The sequence below is a fragment of the Viridibacillus sp. NPDC093762 genome, assembly GCF_050279675.1.
Taxonomy (GTDB): domain Bacteria; phylum Bacillota; class Bacilli; order Bacillales_A; family Planococcaceae; genus Viridibacillus.
In genome coordinates this window covers 38,145-54,687 of the sequence record NZ_JBNNUK010000022.1, presented here as the reverse complement: position 1 = coordinate 54,687, position 16,543 = coordinate 38,145, and the positions used below count along the sequence as shown (strand labels likewise).

Genomic DNA, 16,543 nt, shown 5'->3' with positions numbered 1-16,543 from the left:
AGGCACACTAAAGCACAGCTGATTTAATCAGTTGTGCTTTTTTATTGATTTTGAAAAATATAATACATCAAATATACTTTATACAATAGTCTTAGTAATCTTAAATTTTTATGGTGAAAATGAGCTTGTCTGTAGTTACTTCTCCTGTTTATCCAATCGGGGGACCTTTGTCTAACTAAATCAGTTGGATCAATAGAGACTCAAACAGATAACTCAGGAAGTTCATTTAGATGGTATTTTGATAATTGTAATATGTAAGAATATATAGATACTCTACTTGTAAAAAATGAAATTGATTACTTAGCCAAAAATAGAAACATTGAAGTTAAGTAAGATTTAGAATAAGTTTTCAATCCCCTAGTTTTGCAGAAAAGATTACAGGATGAAAAAGGATAACAGATTTGGTATTATATATTGTAAGTAAATCAGCAAAAGGTATGAAAAGGTAATTCGTTCTTGTAGATGGGCTAGCTCGTTCAATGATATGCTAAAATAGTAGCTTTAAGTCAATTTAAAATTGGCTTAAGGCTTTTTTGTTTGTTTGAAACATTTCAATTAGAACCATGGAGTCTAAAAAACCGAATATAATAAAGTGGTGTTATATGTACAATTTGGTAGGGAGGCGCATGTTCTTTATCGAAAAAGATTAGTAATTATGCCTATTTTATTTGAGTGCTATTATTGATTGTTTTAATACATTATATATAGAAGCTAATTAAAATATTTTAATCATTAAATAACCCGTTGCATTATGGACTGTTTGATTTATGAAATTACGCATGAGTGACTGGTTTTAAGAATAGATATTGTATAATAGAGTAAATCGAAATTAATCGAAACTAATCCGTTATCGGAGGAATATATAATAATGAAGAAAAATTTATTTATAACAATTGAAGGACCAGAGGGAGCAGGGAAAACTACGGTTTTGAAAATGGTTGTTGAAAGGCTACAAAGGGAGGGCAAGAAGTTCGTTGCAACACGTGAACCAGGGGGCAACGAAATAGCTGAAAAGATTCGCGATATTATTTTAAATCCTGCCCATACAGCAATGGATGCACGGACAGAGGCTCTATTATATGCAGCTGCTCGCAGCCAGCATTTTGCGGAGAAGGTTGAACCAGCTTTAGCTTTAGGTATCCCGGTCTTATGTGATCGCTTTATTGACTCATCATTAGCTTATCAAGGACATGCCAGAGGTCTTGGAATGGAAGGGGTGCGTTCTATCAATGAGTTTGCTATTGGCGATAGAATGCCTGATTTGACGATATTATTTGATTTAGAGCCAGAGGTTGGCCTTGCGCGAATTAATACGCATAGTGAACGTGAAATAAACCGTTTAGATGTGGAGAGCTTAGCATTCCATACAAAAGTTTGTGAAGCGTATAAATTATTAGCTGATCAAAATCCAAAACGTTTTCGTATAGTCGATGCAAGTAAAAGTTTAGATGAAGTAGTGGAAAGTGTTTGGGAAATTTTGAAAAATGAATTATAAAGAAAATGAAGAAATAAGCTTGTTTGTGTTATAATTATTTAAAGAACCTATTTAATTAAGGGGTGAGTGCCGATGAAATTAGTTGTAGCAGTTGTACAAGATCAGGATAGTAACCGTCTTTCAAACGCTTTGACGAAAAATGAGTTTCGTGCAACAAAATTGGCAAGTACTGGAGGATTCCTACGCTCAGGAAATACAACATTCCTTATAGGTACTGAAGATTCATTGGTTCCAAAAGCTTTAGATATCATTCGTGATAATTGTCGTGCTCGTGAACAAATGGTAGCACCAATATCACCGATGGGTGGGAATGCAGATTCATATATTCCTTATCCTGTAGAAGTTGAAGTTGGGGGAGCTACGGTTTTCGTATTACCGATTGAACAGTTCCACCATTTCTAATAATGGAGGCGACTGGTAGTTGAAAATTAATCAAGACTTACGAACTGGCTTAGATCAATCACGTCAGCCGCTACAAAATCATCAACCCGTAACACGTTTTGGTGATGTAGTAGTGAAGCAAGGGCAGCGATTACAAACAGAGCAATTAACAAGACTATTAGGTGATATTTCAACAGCTGGCGATCGCATTGCCAAATCTCGTAATTTACGTGACTTAGCTAAATTTAAAATGCTTGTAAAACGCTTCTTAAAAGAGGCAGTTGATTATGGTATGGAGCTTAAACAATCGCATACATGGAATCGTTTTGGTGAAGGTCGACGATTGAAGGTTGTATCAACAATTGATGAAAAGCTTATCGAATTGACAGAGGACATTTTAGACCAGGAGAAAGACTCCGTTGACTTATTAAGTAAAATAGGCGAAATTAAAGGGTTGTTAATCAACTTATATACGTAATTGAACCCCGTGCCTTTCGGAACCCCGGAGCACGGGATTTTTTCAAACAATGAAAAGGTGATGAATGATGGTGCAGACAGCTGAAGAGCTACTTAAATTACAACCTGTAGTGATGAAGCAGCTCCAAACAATTTTCGATAAAAAAAGACTGGGTCATGCTTACATATTTGAAGGTGGAAAAGGCTCTGGAACGGAAGTTATAATGCATTTCTTTGTGCAATTAATGTTTTGTGAGGAACCTCGGAAAAATGTTCCATGTGAAACATGTCGAAATTGTCAGCGTATAAAATCAGGAAATCACCCAAATTTCCACCAAATATACCCGGATGGTCAATTTATTAAAGTGGCGACCATCGAGGCTTTGTTACATGAAATGAATAAGACAGGCTTAGAAGCAGGGCGAAAAGTATATGTCGTTCATGAGGCCGACCGTCTAAATCCGCAATCTGCCAATAAATTATTAAAATTTCTTGAAGAGCCTGAAGGTATTGTGACAGCAATCTTCATTACAGATAATATTAATGCTATGTTGTCGACTATTCGTTCGCGTTGCCAGCATATAAAGTTTCAAGGAATATCGAAAGACGCTATGATTAAAGAGCTTGTAGCAGAGGGAATTACTGTTTCAATGGCTGCTACGGTTAGCATGGTGACAAGCGATTTAGAGGAAGCTTTTTCTCTATCAAAAGATGATGAGTTTGCGCAGGCCCGAAAAACAGTGTTAAAATTGGTTGAAGCAACCTTTACTAATGTGCATGAATCTATGTTATCAGTACATGAAGATTGGCTGCCACTATTTAAAGAGAAAGAGCAAATGGAGTTGGCATTAGATTTACTGCTATTTGCATTTCGTGACATTGTTGCGATTAAAGCAAATCCCGAAGCAGTGTGTACGTATCCAGATTGGTTATCGTACTGGAAGAAAGTTGCATTGCAGACGACATATGCTCGTTTATCGACGCAGTTACAAGCGATATTACAAGCTCGTCAGCAATTACAGCGCAACATGAACCGAACGCTGATGATGGAGCAGCTTATGCTGAATCTGCAGGAGGGAAAATCCTTTGTATAATGTAGTTGGTGTCCGCTTTAAAAAAGCGGGTAAAATATATTATTTTGATCCTGGAGAATTTTTATTAAATAAGGGACAATATGTAATTGTCGAAACTGCGCGTGGTATTGAGTATGGCAAAGTTGTTGTTCCAATGAAACAAGTAGGAGAAAGCGATGTTGTACTACCATTAAAGCAAGTCGTACGTCCAGCTGATGAACGTGATCGATTCCAGGTTGATGAAAATGCTATAGAATCTAAACGTGCTTTTGAATTGGCAACAGAAAAAATTTCAGAACATGAACTAGAAATGAAATTAGTTGATGTTGAATATACATTTGACCGCAATAAAATTATTTTTTATTTTACAGCGGAAGGTCGAGTAGATTTCAGAGAGTTAGTAAAAGACTTAGCTGCTATTTTCCGCACACGAATCGAACTTCGCCAAATTGGTGTGAGAGATGAGGCGAAGATGCTTGGTGGTATAGGTCCGTGTGGAAGAATGTTATGTTGTTCTACATTTTTAGGGGATTTTGAGCCAGTTTCTATAAAAATGGCGAAAGATCAAAACTTATCGCTTAACCCTTCTAAAATTTCAGGGTTATGTGGTCGTTTAATGTGTTGCTTGAAATATGAAAACGACGAGTATGAAGAAGCAAGAGAGCAAATGCCTGATATTGGTGCTGTAATTATAACACCAGATGGTAGTGGAAAAGTAGTAGGTATGAATATATTAGAACGCGTGCTACAAGTAGAGCTTTCTGAGCAACAACGTATTTTGGATTATACATTGGAAGAAATTTTACAACACGAAAAAAGTTCTGTCCAATAGTGGAAATAATGAGGTGGCTTGAGTGGAGGACCGTAATTTCTTAGATACTGTTATGGAGTTCGAACAACAGCTAGAATCGATGCAAAAACAATTCGAGGCACTGAAGAAATTCGTTGCACTCATGATGGAAGAGCATCAAACACTCCAAATGGAGAATCGTCATCTTCGCACACGTCTAGAGGAAGTACTCTCTTCTAAACCTGAGGGGAAGGTTATTAAAGAGGTTTCGGCGAAAAAAGTAGAAATCATTGATGTCGGTGAGGGTTATGATAACTTGGCACGACTTTATCATGAAGGATACCATGTATGTCATGTCCATTTTGGAGGATCACGTAAGGGCGAGGATTGTTTATTCTGCCTATCATTTTTAAATAAACAAAACGGCTAAACAAAGACTGATTCCATTTTCTTAAAAAGTGGAGGTCAGTCTTTTGCTATGTTGGAGGTAATTATATGGAACAGTGGTTGAAAGAAGATGAGAGACTCGATTATCTTTTAGCAGAGGAATTACGCATTATTCAGAGTCCGTCGGTGTTTTCCTTTTCTCTTGATGCAGTGTTACTTGCAAAGTTTGTGAATGTACCTTATCAAAGGGGGAAGCTTGTTGATTTATGTGCTGGTAATGGAGCTATTCCGTTGTTCTTGAGTGCTCGAACAAAAGGGCATATTACTGGTGTAGAATTGCAAAATCGTCTTGTTGATATGGCTCAGAGAAGTGTTCATTATAATAAATTAGAACTACAAATTGATATTATGCAAGGTGATGTGAAGACAATTGCATCTGTACTTGGCGCTGAAAAGTATGATGTTGTTACATGTAATCCACCGTATTTCCCTGCGCATGAAGCGAGTGATAAAAACTTGAAGGAGCATGTCGCGATTGCTAGACATGAAATCCATTTAACATTAGAGCAAATGATTTTTTCCGCAAGTAAATTGTTAAAGCAGGGTGGAAAGGCAGCATTTGTCCATCGCCCGAGTCGTTTACTTGATATTATAACGGCGATGCGTGAAAATCGATTGGAGCCCAAACGCATCCGCTTTGTTTATCCGAAAGCTGGTAAAGAAGCCAATACATTATTAATAGAAGGAATTAAAGATGGCAAGCCAGATTTAAAGATTTTGCCCCCACTCTATGTATATGGAGAAGATGGTGAATATACAGCTGAAGTGAGAGAGATGCTATATGGAAAAGAACAATAAGCATCTCCTGTATGTACTAGAATGTGGTGATGGAACTTACTATACAGGTTACACAAATGATTTAGAACATCGACTCGGCGTGCATAATCAAGGAAAAGGTGCCAAGTATACAAGGGCCCGCTTACCTGTACGTTGCATTTACTTTGAAGAATACGAGACAAAGCAAGAAGCGATGAGAGCTGAATACGCATTTAAACAATTAACACGTAAACAGAAGATAGACCATATAAGGAGCGGAGAACTGTGAAATCACAAAAAAGTACCATGCATGAAAATACGAGTTGCTTATATTTAGTCGCAACACCTATTGGCAATTTAGAAGACATGACTATGCGAGCTATTCGTATACTAAAAGAAGCTGATGTCATTGCAGCAGAAGATACGCGTAATACTAAGAAACTTTGTAACTACTTTGAAATTGATACACCACTTGTTAGTTACCACGATCACAACAAAGAGTATGGTGGTGAAAAGCTTCTTAATTATTTACGTGAAGGTAAAACCGTAGCATTAGTAAGTGATGCAGGACTACCGTGTATTTCAGATCCAGGTGCAGATATTGCTGCAAAGGCAATTGAAGAAGATTTTGCGGTCGTACCGATACCTGGTGCTAATGCGGCTATCACCGCTTTAATCGCTTCAGGCTTAATCCCTCAACCATTTTTCTTCTATGGATTTTTGAGTCGTCAAAAGAAGGAGCGTAAAGAAGCTTTAGAAAAATTAAGTAAGAGACAAGAGACGATTCTATTTTATGAAGCTCCTCACCGTTTGAAAGATACATTAAAGGATATGCAAACGATTCTTGGTAATCGTCGGATTGTTTTAGCACGCGAATTGACGAAGAAATTTGAAGAGTTTTTAAGAGGCACAATTGATGAAGCGTTAGAGTGGGCAATTGAAAGCGAAATTCGCGGAGAGTTTTGTATTGTTTTAGAAGGTAATGTAAATGCTGATGAAGAAGAGGAAGCAACTTGGTGGGATGAGCTAACGGTTGTCGACCACATAAATAAGGTAATAGAAGAACAGCAACTATCTTCTAAAGATGCTATTAAAGAAGTGGCAAAAGTAAGAGGTCTTGCAAAGCGAGAAGTGTATCAAGCCTATCATGTGGAATAATAAGATCTATTAATAAAAAAAACATCCGAAATAGCGAATATTTCGGATGTTTTCTATATATGAAATCACATTTGAAAAACAAGATAGGTAATAATCTATTTGTTATTGTATAACTTGTTACTCGAATATAATTAAATCCTCTAAATTATTTAGTTAATTTAGATTGGATTTCTTTTACAAGGATTTCAGCGCCTTCAGGGCTTAGAATTAAGCTACCACCAGCAAGACGGAAGTTATCATCAGACACTTCGCCTGTTACAGCGCAAGTCATATTAGGTAAGTATTTTTTTAAGATGATTTTATCATCATCAACGTAGATTTCAAGAGCGTCTTTTTCAGCAATGCCTAGAGTACGGCGAAGTTCGATAGGAATAACCACGCGACCTAATTCATCAACTTTGCGGACGATACCAGTAGATTTCATGACAAGAATTCCTCCTATATTATTATGATTTTTCGTCAAATTTCGACATATATTCTGTGTCTGTTGATTATCATACCAACTAATGCCATAAACGTCAATTATTTTTGTTTGAAAAATGATATTTTATTTCAAAAATATTCCGTTCTTTAAGTAGGATTTACATACGAATTTGATTATTTTCCTCAAAAACACATAAATTGCATGAGTTTTTTGCTATATTTGAGTATCTCGAATTCGAAAAGTAATATTCGACATTTTTCGTCAAAACGTCATTTAATAAACTTTGATTGAAAGGTTTTTGGTACTTGGTTAGAATAGAAAGTATACTGTAGAACACTGGAGGAAGTTTTCGTGGACAATCAAAAGAAAACATTCTATATAACAACACCTATTTATTACCCTAGTGGTAAATTTCATATTGGAACTGCATATACAACTGTAGCTTCTGATACGATCGCACGCTATAAACGTTTGAGAGGATATGACGTACGTTTCCAAACGGGTATGGACGAGCATGGGCAAAAAATTCAAGAAAAAGCAGCTGAAGCTGGTAAAGAGCCACAGCAATATGTGAATGAAATTGCTGAATCGGCAAAAGCTGTTTGGAAGTTAATGGACATCACTTATGATGATTTTATCCAGACAACAGAAAAACGTCATACAGACGTTGTCGAAAAGATTTTCCAAAGATTCTTAGACAACGGTGATATTTACAAAGGGGAATATGAAGGTTGGTATTGTACACCGTGTGAATCATTCTTTACTGAATCACAATTGGACAATGGTAATTGTCCTGATTGTGGTCGCCCTGTTCATAAGGTAAAAGAAGAATCGTACTTCTTTAATATGAAGAAATACGCTGATCGCCTTTTGAAATATTATGAGGATAATGTTGAATTTATCGAACCAGAGTCTCGTAAAAACGAAATGATCAATAACTTTATCAAACCTGGTTTAGAAGACCTATCTGTTTCTCGTACTTCTTTTGACTGGGGAATTAAAGTTCCTGGAGATCCAAAGCATGTTATTTATGTATGGGTAGATGCTTTAACAAATTATATTACAACATTAGGCTATTTATCTGAGGATGATACATTATTTAAAAAGTACTGGCCGGCAGATGTACATGTAGTTGGTAAGGATATAGTACGTTTCCATACAATATATTGGCCAATCTTCTTAATGGCTCTGGATTTACCATTACCTAAAAAAGTATTTGCACATGGTTTCATCATGATGAAAGACGGTAAAATGTCGAAATCTAAAGGTAATGTTGTATATCCTGAGATGTTAGTTGAGCGTTATGGATTAGATGCAACACGTTACTTCTTATTACGTGAGTTACCATTTGGATCAGATGGGGTATTCTCACCAGAATCATTTGTCGAACGCACAAACTTTGATCTTGCAAACGACCTTGGTAACTTATTAAACCGTACTATTTCTATGATGAACAAGTATTTCGATGGACATATACCGACTGAAGGTTTAGAACCAACAGAATTTGATGCAGCATTAATCGCACAAGCTACAGATACTAAAATGAAATATGAAGAAAACATGGAAAAAATGCAATTTAGTGTAGTTCTTTCGGATGTATGGGCATTAGTTTCACGTACAAACAAATATATTGATGAAACAGCACCGTGGGTATTAGCAAAAGATGAAGCACTAAAAGGTCAATTAGCAACTGTAATGGCTAATTTAGCAGAAAGCTTACGACAAATAGCTGTTATGATTCAACCATTTATGACAATTGCACCAAAGCAAATTATGGAACAGCTTGGCCTAGGGGAAGAATTATTGGCTTGGGATACACTAGATACATTTGGAGCAATACCATCTGGTAAAAAAGTCATCGAAAAAGGTGTACCGATTTTCCCACGTCTAGATAATGAAGTAGAAGTTGGCTATATTCGCGAACAAATGCAAGGTTCAGTTAAGCCAATTGAAGAGCCTAAAAAAGATGCGGTAGCAAAAAAAGAAGAAGATGTACCTGAAATTTCTTTTGAAGATTTCATGAAAGTGGATCTTCGTGTTGCAACTGTCATTGCATGCGATAAAATTCCAAAAGCAGATAAATTATTAAAATTACAATTAGAGCTAGGATATGAGCAACGCCAAGTTGTATCAGGTATTGCTGAGTATTACAAACCGGAAGAATTAGTTGGGCGTAAAGTAATCGTTGTTGCTAACTTAAAACCAGTAAAACTTCGTGGCGAACTTTCTCAAGGTATGGTTTTGGCAGGAAGTAAAGATGGTGTTTTAACTTTAGCGACTGTCGATGAAAAACTAGAAAACGGCGCAAAAGTAAAATAAATATTTAATAACAACTAAAGAATCATCTTATTAATAATGAAGGAAGTCTAAATTTCCTTAAATATCGCGATTTTTCTTAAGTTTACTGAAAAACCAAGAGCCTACTGTATGACATAGTAGGCTCTTGGTTCTATTTATGGATATGATATTTTTTTGTGGAACTGTATTTCGGGGATATGCTAATAGTATAAAAATAACACGTTGAAATTTTAATACCTATAAATGTTCCTTTAAATGGTTATTGAAATAATCTGGAGAGCCTTGTAATCAAATTGTAATATGAATGACAACTCTGAAATCTGTTCTTTGTCTAAAATAAAACTACTGTGAGGAGAATGATGATGTTTATCGATACACATGTGCATTTAAATGCTGACCAATACGAAGAGGATTTACAAGAAGTGATCCAACGCGCATTAGATGCTGATGTAAAAGAGATGGTTGTCGTAGGTTTTGACAGACCAACAATCGAGAAGGCGATGAAATTGATTGATGAATATCCATTTTTGTATGCAGCAATTGGTTGGCATCCTGTAGATGCAATTGACTGCACAGAAGCGGATTTACAATGGATTGAGGAATTAGCAGCTCATCCAAAGGTAGTAGCAATCGGTGAAACAGGACTTGATTATTATTGGGATAAATCTCCAAAAGAAATGCAACAGGAATTATTGCGTAAACAAATTCGATTGGCACAAAAATTGGATTTACCAATTGTCATTCATAATCGTGATGCAACAGAAGATTGTGTGCGCATTTTGAAAGAAGAACATGCAGAAATTACGGGTGGAGTTATGCACTGTTATAGCGGTAGCGTAGAAATTGCAAAAGAGTGTATTAACATGAATTTCATGATTAGCTTAGGCGGTCCCGTTACTTTCAAAAATGCAAAAAAACCAAAAGAAGTTGCAACAGAAATTCCACTTGAGTATTTGATGATTGAAACAGATGCTCCATACTTGGCACCTCACCCACATCGAGGTAAAAGAAATGAGCCATCTTTAGTACCGTTAGTTGCAGCAGAAATAGCGCGCCTAAAGGAAATATCGGTAGAAGAAGTAGCATCGGCAACAACTGCTAATGCCCACCGTTTTTATAAAATTACGAAATAAAATGCAAGGTCGCCTCCCTTACTTAGGATAGGAGGACTTGCTTTATTGTCAAAATTAGGTAAAAACCTTAGGTGTTGACAGCTAAAAAGAAGGTCTATATAATCCAACGAGTGATAAGGAGGCGTTTTTCATGACAAAAAATCCCATGAGAAACCTGTTCTCAAGATCATTGAGGAATAAGCGAGTAGTGATGATGGTATTATCAATCGCACTAGTAATTGCTTTCGTAGCTTCGAATTTATTCGAAAGTACAAACACAGCCGTGGTAAACGGTGATCATCAAGAAGTTACAGCACAAAACAATATTGTTGGAGTTAAAACATCCGACAATGATAAAATACAAACCTCAGTGAATACGAATTTTAAAAATAATAATACAAATTCGTATGAACAGGCATTAAATTTAACCATCCAAGGTGATGGTAGCAACAAGATAGCAGGAACCACTTCGACTACGGTCGCTGACTTTTTAAAGCAACCAATAGTTGAGTCAGGCGAGATAGGACGCGCTCAACAAGACACTAAGGCGCTCGCTAAAACACCTAACGCAACGGCTTTTGATGATGTTCGAGTACAAAAAGTCACCGATGTGGTGGAAGGCTCTAAAGGCTCCACAACTGACGTTAGCAACAAGAAAATTACACAAGTTAGCAAAGCCAAAACCTATAAAACTAAAGGTCGTTTGAATTTACGAAAAGGTCCAAGCACAAAATATAAAGTGCTTCTGACAATTCCAAAAGGTAAAAAAGTGACGTACAAAGGTAAAAAAGGTTCTTGGTATAAAGTGAAATATAAAGGTAAAACGGGTTATGTCTCATCAAAATATTTAACATCAATTAAAAAAGTTTCAAAACCTAAGACACCATCTCGTTCAGATGAGCCGTCTAGTGGTCGATCTATGTATGTAACAGCTACAGCTTACACTGCTTTTTGTAATGGTTGTTCGGGTAAAACAGCTACAGGTATCGACTTACGAAAGAATCCAAATATGAAAGTAATTGCGGTTGATCCAAAGGTTATTAAATTAGGTTCTAAAGTTTGGGTAGAAGATTACGGTTATGCGGTTGCTGGGGATACTGGTGGCGCGATTAAAGGGAACAAGATCGATGTCTTTATTTCAAATAAGCAGTCTGTTTATAATTGGGGTCGCAAAAGAGTTAAAATAAAAGTATTAAACTAATACATGACGTTTAACATATAGATATGAAAAGCTTTCCTTGCAGTTGTAAGGGAAGCTTTTTTTATAGGGAACAGTCTTACTGATTGAAAACGAGCCTTCTTGCTTAAGCTACTGTACAATATAAGTAATATAGCAGTAAAATGGTCAAAGGACGTTTTAGAAAAGAGGATAAGGTATCCGTGGAAATAAAAGAATTTATTGTGGTTGAAGGAAAAGATGATACGACAGCTATTAAACGTGCTGTTCATGCAGATACAATCGAAACGAACGGTTCTGCTATTTCAGAGGAAGTTCTACGACGAATTCAACATGCCCAAGAAAAAAGGGGAGTTATCGTCTTTACGGATCCGGATTATCCAGGGAGACGTATTCGCGCAATTATTGAACAAAGAGTGCCAGATGTAAAACATGCATTTTTACCGAAAAAGAAAACTATTGCTAAAAACGGTAAAAGTCTTGGCATAGAACATGCGAAAGACGGTGATATCCGTCATGCCCTCTCAAACGTTTATACACCTAGAGTGGCTTCAGAGGACGTGCAGAATATCACATTAGATGATTTAATCGTGGCGCAGCTACTATCACATCCTAATGCGAAAGCACGTAGAGAACGTTTAGGTGAGTTATTAAATATAGGTTCAACAAACGGCAAACAATTGCACAAGCGATTACAGATGTTTCAAATAACTTTAGAGCAATTCGGTGAAGCGATTGCACAGATAAATCAGGAGGAACAAAATGCATAAAGATATTGCAACGCCTTTACGCACGCAAGAGATTTTAAAGAAATATGGTTTTTCATTCAAAAAAAGTTTAGGGCAAAATTTTTTAATTGACCCTAATATTCTTCGTAACATTGTGAGCTACGCTGATTTAACAGAAGATAGTGTGGCAATTGAGGTTGGCCCAGGTATAGGTGCCTTGACGGAGCATTTAGCTCGCTCTGCAGGGCAAGTCGTATCATTTGAGATTGATCAACGTTTATTACCAGTTCTAGAAGATACATTAAGCCCATATGATAATGTGAAAGTCGTTCATTCAGATATTTTAAAAGCGAATGTAGCTGAGGAGTTAAGTTCGGAATTTGCGAAGTATAAAGACATTATGGTAGTAGCAAATTTACCTTATTACGTAACAACTCCTATTTTGCTAAAATTATTAATGGAGAAATTACCTATACGCGGTATGGTTGTGATGATGCAAAAAGAAGTAGCAGATCGTATTTCTGCAAACCCTGGTACAAAAGCATATGGTTCACTGTCAATTGCTATCCAATATTATATGAAGGCTGAAGTAGTGATGACTGTACCTAAAACTGTCTTCATGCCACAGCCAAATGTAGATTCAGCAGTTATTCGCTTAACTCGTCATGCAGAGCCGCCTGTGCATGTAATTGATGAAGAATTCTTATTTGAAGTATCAAGAAGTTCCTTTGCACAACGTCGTAAAACAATATTGAATAACTTACAATCACAGTTGCCAAAAGGTAAAGAAAAGAAAGAACAAATTATGGAAGCACTAGATGAGTGTGGTATTGACCCGACGCGCCGAGGTGAAACTTTGTCTATTATTGAGTTTGGTCAATTGGCTAATGCACTTTATCCTACCTTCCGTCAATAAACGTTTCTGTTACATTCTTAGCACACTCGTAAAAAAAAATATAGATTTTCGAATAAAAAACAATTGACATCACTAAGATGGATTGATAAAATAATTTATTTAACTTGACGAATTAAACATCCTCGTGTATAATGGTTTATAGTGAGGTGTAAGCGAAAATGCCAAAAACTTTAGCCGACATTAAGAAGTCGTTAGATTGTCATTTGGGTAGACGTTTGCAATTAAAAGCAAACGGTGGTCGCAAGAAAACGGTTGAGCGCGCTGGAATATTACGTGAAACATATCGCGCAGTATTTGTAGTTGATCTTGATCAAGATGAAAACGCCTTTGAGCGAGTTTCTTACAGCTACACAGATATTTTAACAGAAGCAGTAGAGATTACATTTGACGATGACATCAAAGAATTGGTCATTGCCAAGTAAGTGCAATTATAATCGAATATTTTTTTTCGGACACTTGTAACGTATTCTTTGCGTAAGAATATTTTATGAGTGTTTTTGTTTTTTTTTGAACATACTATAACAGTCAGTCATCTAAGGAGGAATTTCGAATGGCGAGAAAACGTATCATGTCGGATCGTTTGAAAGAAGAAATCGCAAAAGACCTTGGATTTTACGATGTAGTAGAGCGAGAAGGATGGGGCGGGATCAAATCACGAGATGCCGGTAATATGGTCAAAAGAGCAATCGAAATGGCACAACAGCAATTAGCTGAAGAAGCAAAAACAAAGTAGATTGATGATTGTCCAAAATTGATGAACTGACAATTGGCTGCCTCACAGCTTGAGCTTTCAACTGTGAGGTAGCTTTCGTTTTTAATATAAAGATTTAACAGGCATAAAAATCTCCCAATTGGAAAGGTAGAAGTTTATTTACAAAGGTCTTCCTGTGGTAGAATAATAATCAGTGAAAAAAGCACGAATAATAGAATCACTTTTTGTATAAAAACCTGCTAGGAAGGGGGCAGCGTTATGCTTTACGTAAAAGCACCTGCCAAGATTAATTTAACATTAGATGTACTCTATAAACGTCCCGATGGTTATCATGAAGTAGAGATGATTATGACAACGGTTGATCTCGCTGATAGAGTCGGCCTTAGAAGTAGAAAAGATGGACTTATAAAAATTCACTCGACAGATCGCTTTGTACCTGATGATCAAAGAAACCTAGCTTATCAAGCAGCTAAGTTATTAAAAGATACATACAACATAGATAAAGGTGTATCTATTACTATTGATAAACATATTCCAGTAGCAGCGGGACTAGCTGGAGGTAGTAGCGATGCTGCCGCAACTTTGAAAGGTTTAAATACATTATGGAACTTAAACCTAACTATGGATGAAATCGCAGAATTAGGAGCTAAAATTGGTTCTGACGTATCTTTTTGCGTTTACGGTGGCACTGCACTTGCAACAGGCCGAGGAGAGCGTATACAGGCGATTTCTGCGCCTCCAAGTTGCTGGGTAGTATTAGCTAAGCCGACGATTGGTGTCTCAACAGCGGCTGTTTATGGTGGTCTAAGCATGGATGATGTTGTCCATCCGAATACACAACAGATGATTCAAGCTATTGAAGAGGATGATTATGAATTACTTTGTGATACTGTGGGGAATGTACTAGAAACGGTTACATTAAAATTACATCCAGAAGTAGCAGTGATTAAAGAACAAATGAAACGTTTTGGGGCGGATGCCGTATTAATGAGTGGTAGCGGTCCAACGGTGTTTGGTCTCGTGCAGAATGAGGCCCGTGTAAGTCGTATTTATAATGGATTAAGAGGCTTTTGTGATGAAGTATATGCAATTCGTATGCTTGGAGATCGCGATTCCCTTGATTAAATACGTATAATTGTGGTATTTTTTGTATAAATCATTCGTGTTCAGGAGAGGATTTCATGAAATGGAAGCGTAGCGAACGTCTTGTAGACATGACGCATTATTTATTGGAGCATCCACAGCAGTTGATCCCTCTTACGTTTTTCGCAGAATTGTATCAATCGGCCAAATCTTCTATTAGTGAGGATTTATCGATTGTTAAAGATACATTTGAGGAAAGAGGGATTGGCCTTCTTGTGACTGTTCCAGGAGCTGCTGGGGGAGTAAAATATATTCCTAAAATGCCAGAAAAGGCTGTTAAAGAAGTTATGCAAGAGCTCTTAAAAGAGTTAAGTCATTCAGATCGACTATTGCCAGGCGGATACTTATTTATGACAGATTTACTCGGTAATCCCGAATTAATGAACCGCGTCGGAAAAGTATTTGCTTCGGCATTTTGCGATAAAGAAATTGATGTTATTATGACAGTTGCAACGAAAGGTATTTCAATTGCCCACGCTATTGCGAGGCATTTGAATGTACCTGTTGTTGTAGTACGTCGTGATAACAAGGTAACAGAAGGGTCCACTGTAAGTATTAACTATGTATCTGGATCATCGCGTCGTATTCAAACGATGGTGCTATCAAAGCGTAGCATGCAAAGTGGCCAACGCGTACTTATTACCGACGACTTTATGAAAGTTGGCGGTACAATGAATGGCATGAAAAACTTGCTAGAGGAATTCGACTGTACACTAGCTGGCATCGCTGTGTTAGTAGAGGCTGAACATCTAGACGAGCGCTTAGTAGATGATTATTATTCACTTGTGAAACTAAAAGAAGTGAATGAAAAGGATCGTACAATTGCTTTAAGTGAGGGAAACTATTTTTAGAAGGGTGGAAATGAAAGATGGAAGTAGTAGCAACAAAAAATGCGCCAGCAGCAATTGGCCCATACGTACAAGGTATGATTTTAAATAATGTTTTTTATAGCTCAGGTCAAATTCCTTTAACACCAGCCGGAGAGTTTGTAGATGGCGACATCACTGAACAAACAAACCAAGTTTTTGAGAATCTAAAAGCAGTTCTTAAAGAAGCAGGCACTTCTTTAGAAAAAGTAGTTAAAACAACAGTGTTTATCGCGGATATGAATGACTTCGCAGCAATGAATGAAGTATATGCTGCGCAATTCGGTGAGCATAAACCTGCTCGTACAACTGTAGAAGTTGCACGTTTGCCAAAAGATGCAAAAGTAGAAATTGAAGTCATTGCAGTAATTGGCTAAGTAGAGAGTAGTTTTAAGAAACGATGAAATATGAAAAGACTATCAATAAGCTAGTAAGCTTATTAGATAGTCTTTTTTATATATAATCATTTTGTTTGTAAAAAATGGGCAGAATAAATCAGTAATTTAAAGACAATTAGTGATTAATGTATAATGGGATTGTAAACATTCGAAATTTTTAAAAAATAAATAAGGAAAAAGAAGGAATCTATAAATTTACATAGAATAAAGTAG

The 16,543-nt window shown here is 36.7% G+C and carries 20 protein-coding genes; 19 read left to right on the top strand and 1 reads right to left on the bottom strand.

Annotated features, from left to right (window positions below):
- Positions 1 to 868: 868 nt before the first annotated feature.
- The 9 genes from tmk to rsmI all read left to right on the top strand — a co-directional run bounded on the left by tmk (position 869) and on the right by rsmI (position 6,556).
- Complete coding sequence (tmk, locus tag ACQKM9_RS19080) at positions 869 to 1,495, top strand: dTMP kinase (RefSeq protein WP_427735954.1); 627 nt, start codon at positions 869 to 871, stop codon at positions 1,493 to 1,495.
- Positions 1,496 to 1,567: 72 nt separating this feature from the next.
- The gene (locus tag ACQKM9_RS19075) at positions 1,568 to 1,897 is read left to right on the top strand and encodes a cyclic-di-AMP receptor (RefSeq protein WP_038179221.1); all 330 of its coding nucleotides are present in this window, start codon (positions 1,568 to 1,570) and stop codon (positions 1,895 to 1,897) included.
- Between the two features lie 19 nt (positions 1,898 to 1,916).
- A complete protein-coding gene (locus ACQKM9_RS19070; RefSeq protein WP_427735953.1) occupies positions 1,917 to 2,354 on the top strand; it encodes a YaaR family protein in 438 nt (145 codons plus the stop codon).
- 67 nt (positions 2,355 to 2,421) lie between these two features.
- On the top strand, positions 2,422 to 3,426 hold the full coding sequence (holB, locus tag ACQKM9_RS19065) for a DNA polymerase III subunit delta' (protein WP_427735952.1): 1,005 nt from the start codon (positions 2,422 to 2,424) through the stop codon (positions 3,424 to 3,426).
- Entirely contained in the window at positions 3,419 to 4,237 is an 819-nt protein-coding gene (locus tag ACQKM9_RS19060) for a PSP1 domain-containing protein (protein WP_427735951.1), read from the top strand. Before holB ends, ACQKM9_RS19060 begins: the two co-directional genes overlap by 8 nt.
- A gap of 22 nt (positions 4,238 to 4,259) precedes the next feature.
- Positions 4,260 to 4,625, top strand: a complete 366-nt coding sequence (gene yabA / locus ACQKM9_RS19055; RefSeq protein WP_427735950.1) for a DNA replication initiation control protein YabA — start codon at positions 4,260 to 4,262, stop codon at positions 4,623 to 4,625.
- Positions 4,626 to 4,690: 65 nt separating this feature from the next.
- Positions 4,691 to 5,440: a tRNA1(Val) (adenine(37)-N6)-methyltransferase gene (locus ACQKM9_RS19050; RefSeq protein WP_427735949.1), complete on the top strand. Its 750-nt coding sequence runs from the start codon at positions 4,691 to 4,693 to the stop codon at positions 5,438 to 5,440.
- Positions 5,424 to 5,687, top strand: a complete 264-nt coding sequence (locus ACQKM9_RS19045) for a GIY-YIG nuclease family protein (RefSeq protein ID WP_427735948.1) — start codon at positions 5,424 to 5,426, stop codon at positions 5,685 to 5,687. Before ACQKM9_RS19050 ends, ACQKM9_RS19045 begins: the two co-directional genes overlap by 17 nt.
- Complete coding sequence (rsmI, locus tag ACQKM9_RS19040; RefSeq protein WP_427735947.1) at positions 5,684 to 6,556, top strand: 16S rRNA (cytidine(1402)-2'-O)-methyltransferase; 873 nt, start codon at positions 5,684 to 5,686, stop codon at positions 6,554 to 6,556. Before ACQKM9_RS19045 ends, rsmI begins: the two co-directional genes overlap by 4 nt.
- A 145-nt stretch (positions 6,557 to 6,701) precedes the next feature.
- Here rsmI and ACQKM9_RS19035 read toward each other — a convergent pair whose 3' ends face one another.
- Positions 6,702 to 6,980, bottom strand: a complete 279-nt coding sequence (locus tag ACQKM9_RS19035) for an AbrB/MazE/SpoVT family DNA-binding domain-containing protein (RefSeq protein WP_038179230.1) — start codon at positions 6,978 to 6,980, stop codon at positions 6,702 to 6,704.
- Between the two features lie 351 nt (positions 6,981 to 7,331).
- Between ACQKM9_RS19035 and metG the strand changes: the two genes are divergently transcribed.
- The 10 genes from metG (at position 7,332) to ACQKM9_RS18985 (ending at position 16,309) form a co-directional block, all read left to right on the top strand.
- Positions 7,332 to 9,299 (top strand): methionine--tRNA ligase, encoded by a 1,968-nt coding sequence (metG, locus tag ACQKM9_RS19030; protein WP_427735946.1) that lies wholly within the window; start codon positions 7,332 to 7,334, stop codon positions 9,297 to 9,299.
- Positions 9,300 to 9,640: 341 nt separating this feature from the next.
- Positions 9,641 to 10,411, top strand: a complete 771-nt coding sequence (locus ACQKM9_RS19025; protein WP_427735945.1) for a TatD family hydrolase — start codon at positions 9,641 to 9,643, stop codon at positions 10,409 to 10,411.
- Between the two features lie 130 nt (positions 10,412 to 10,541).
- Positions 10,542 to 11,591, top strand: a complete 1,050-nt coding sequence (locus ACQKM9_RS19020; protein ID WP_427735944.1) for a 3D domain-containing protein — start codon at positions 10,542 to 10,544, stop codon at positions 11,589 to 11,591.
- Positions 11,592 to 11,770: 179 nt separating this feature from the next.
- On the top strand, positions 11,771 to 12,337 hold the full coding sequence (rnmV, locus tag ACQKM9_RS19015) for a ribonuclease M5 (RefSeq protein ID WP_427735957.1): 567 nt from the start codon (positions 11,771 to 11,773) through the stop codon (positions 12,335 to 12,337).
- The gene (gene rsmA / locus ACQKM9_RS19010) at positions 12,330 to 13,211 is read left to right on the top strand and encodes a 16S rRNA (adenine(1518)-N(6)/adenine(1519)-N(6))-dimethyltransferase RsmA (protein ID WP_427735943.1); all 882 of its coding nucleotides are present in this window, start codon (positions 12,330 to 12,332) and stop codon (positions 13,209 to 13,211) included. The genes rnmV and rsmA overlap by 8 nt, the downstream gene beginning before the upstream one ends.
- Positions 13,212 to 13,369: 158 nt before the next feature.
- Complete coding sequence (veg, locus tag ACQKM9_RS19005; protein WP_038179237.1) at positions 13,370 to 13,633, top strand: biofilm formation stimulator Veg; 264 nt, start codon at positions 13,370 to 13,372, stop codon at positions 13,631 to 13,633.
- A 128-nt stretch (positions 13,634 to 13,761) separates the two neighbouring features.
- Entirely contained in the window at positions 13,762 to 13,944 is a 183-nt protein-coding gene (locus ACQKM9_RS19000) for a small, acid-soluble spore protein, alpha/beta type (RefSeq protein WP_053418381.1), read from the top strand.
- Positions 13,945 to 14,181: 237 nt separating this feature from the next.
- Complete coding sequence (ispE, locus tag ACQKM9_RS18995; RefSeq protein WP_427735942.1) at positions 14,182 to 15,048, top strand: 4-(cytidine 5'-diphospho)-2-C-methyl-D-erythritol kinase; 867 nt, start codon at positions 14,182 to 14,184, stop codon at positions 15,046 to 15,048.
- A gap of 56 nt (positions 15,049 to 15,104) precedes the next feature.
- Complete coding sequence (gene purR, locus ACQKM9_RS18990; RefSeq protein ID WP_427735941.1) at positions 15,105 to 15,917, top strand: pur operon repressor; 813 nt, start codon at positions 15,105 to 15,107, stop codon at positions 15,915 to 15,917.
- Between the two features lie 17 nt (positions 15,918 to 15,934).
- Positions 15,935 to 16,309, top strand: coding sequence for a RidA family protein (locus ACQKM9_RS18985; RefSeq protein WP_038179245.1), 375 nt, complete (start codon positions 15,935 to 15,937; stop codon positions 16,307 to 16,309).
- Positions 16,310 to 16,543 lie beyond the last annotated feature (234 nt).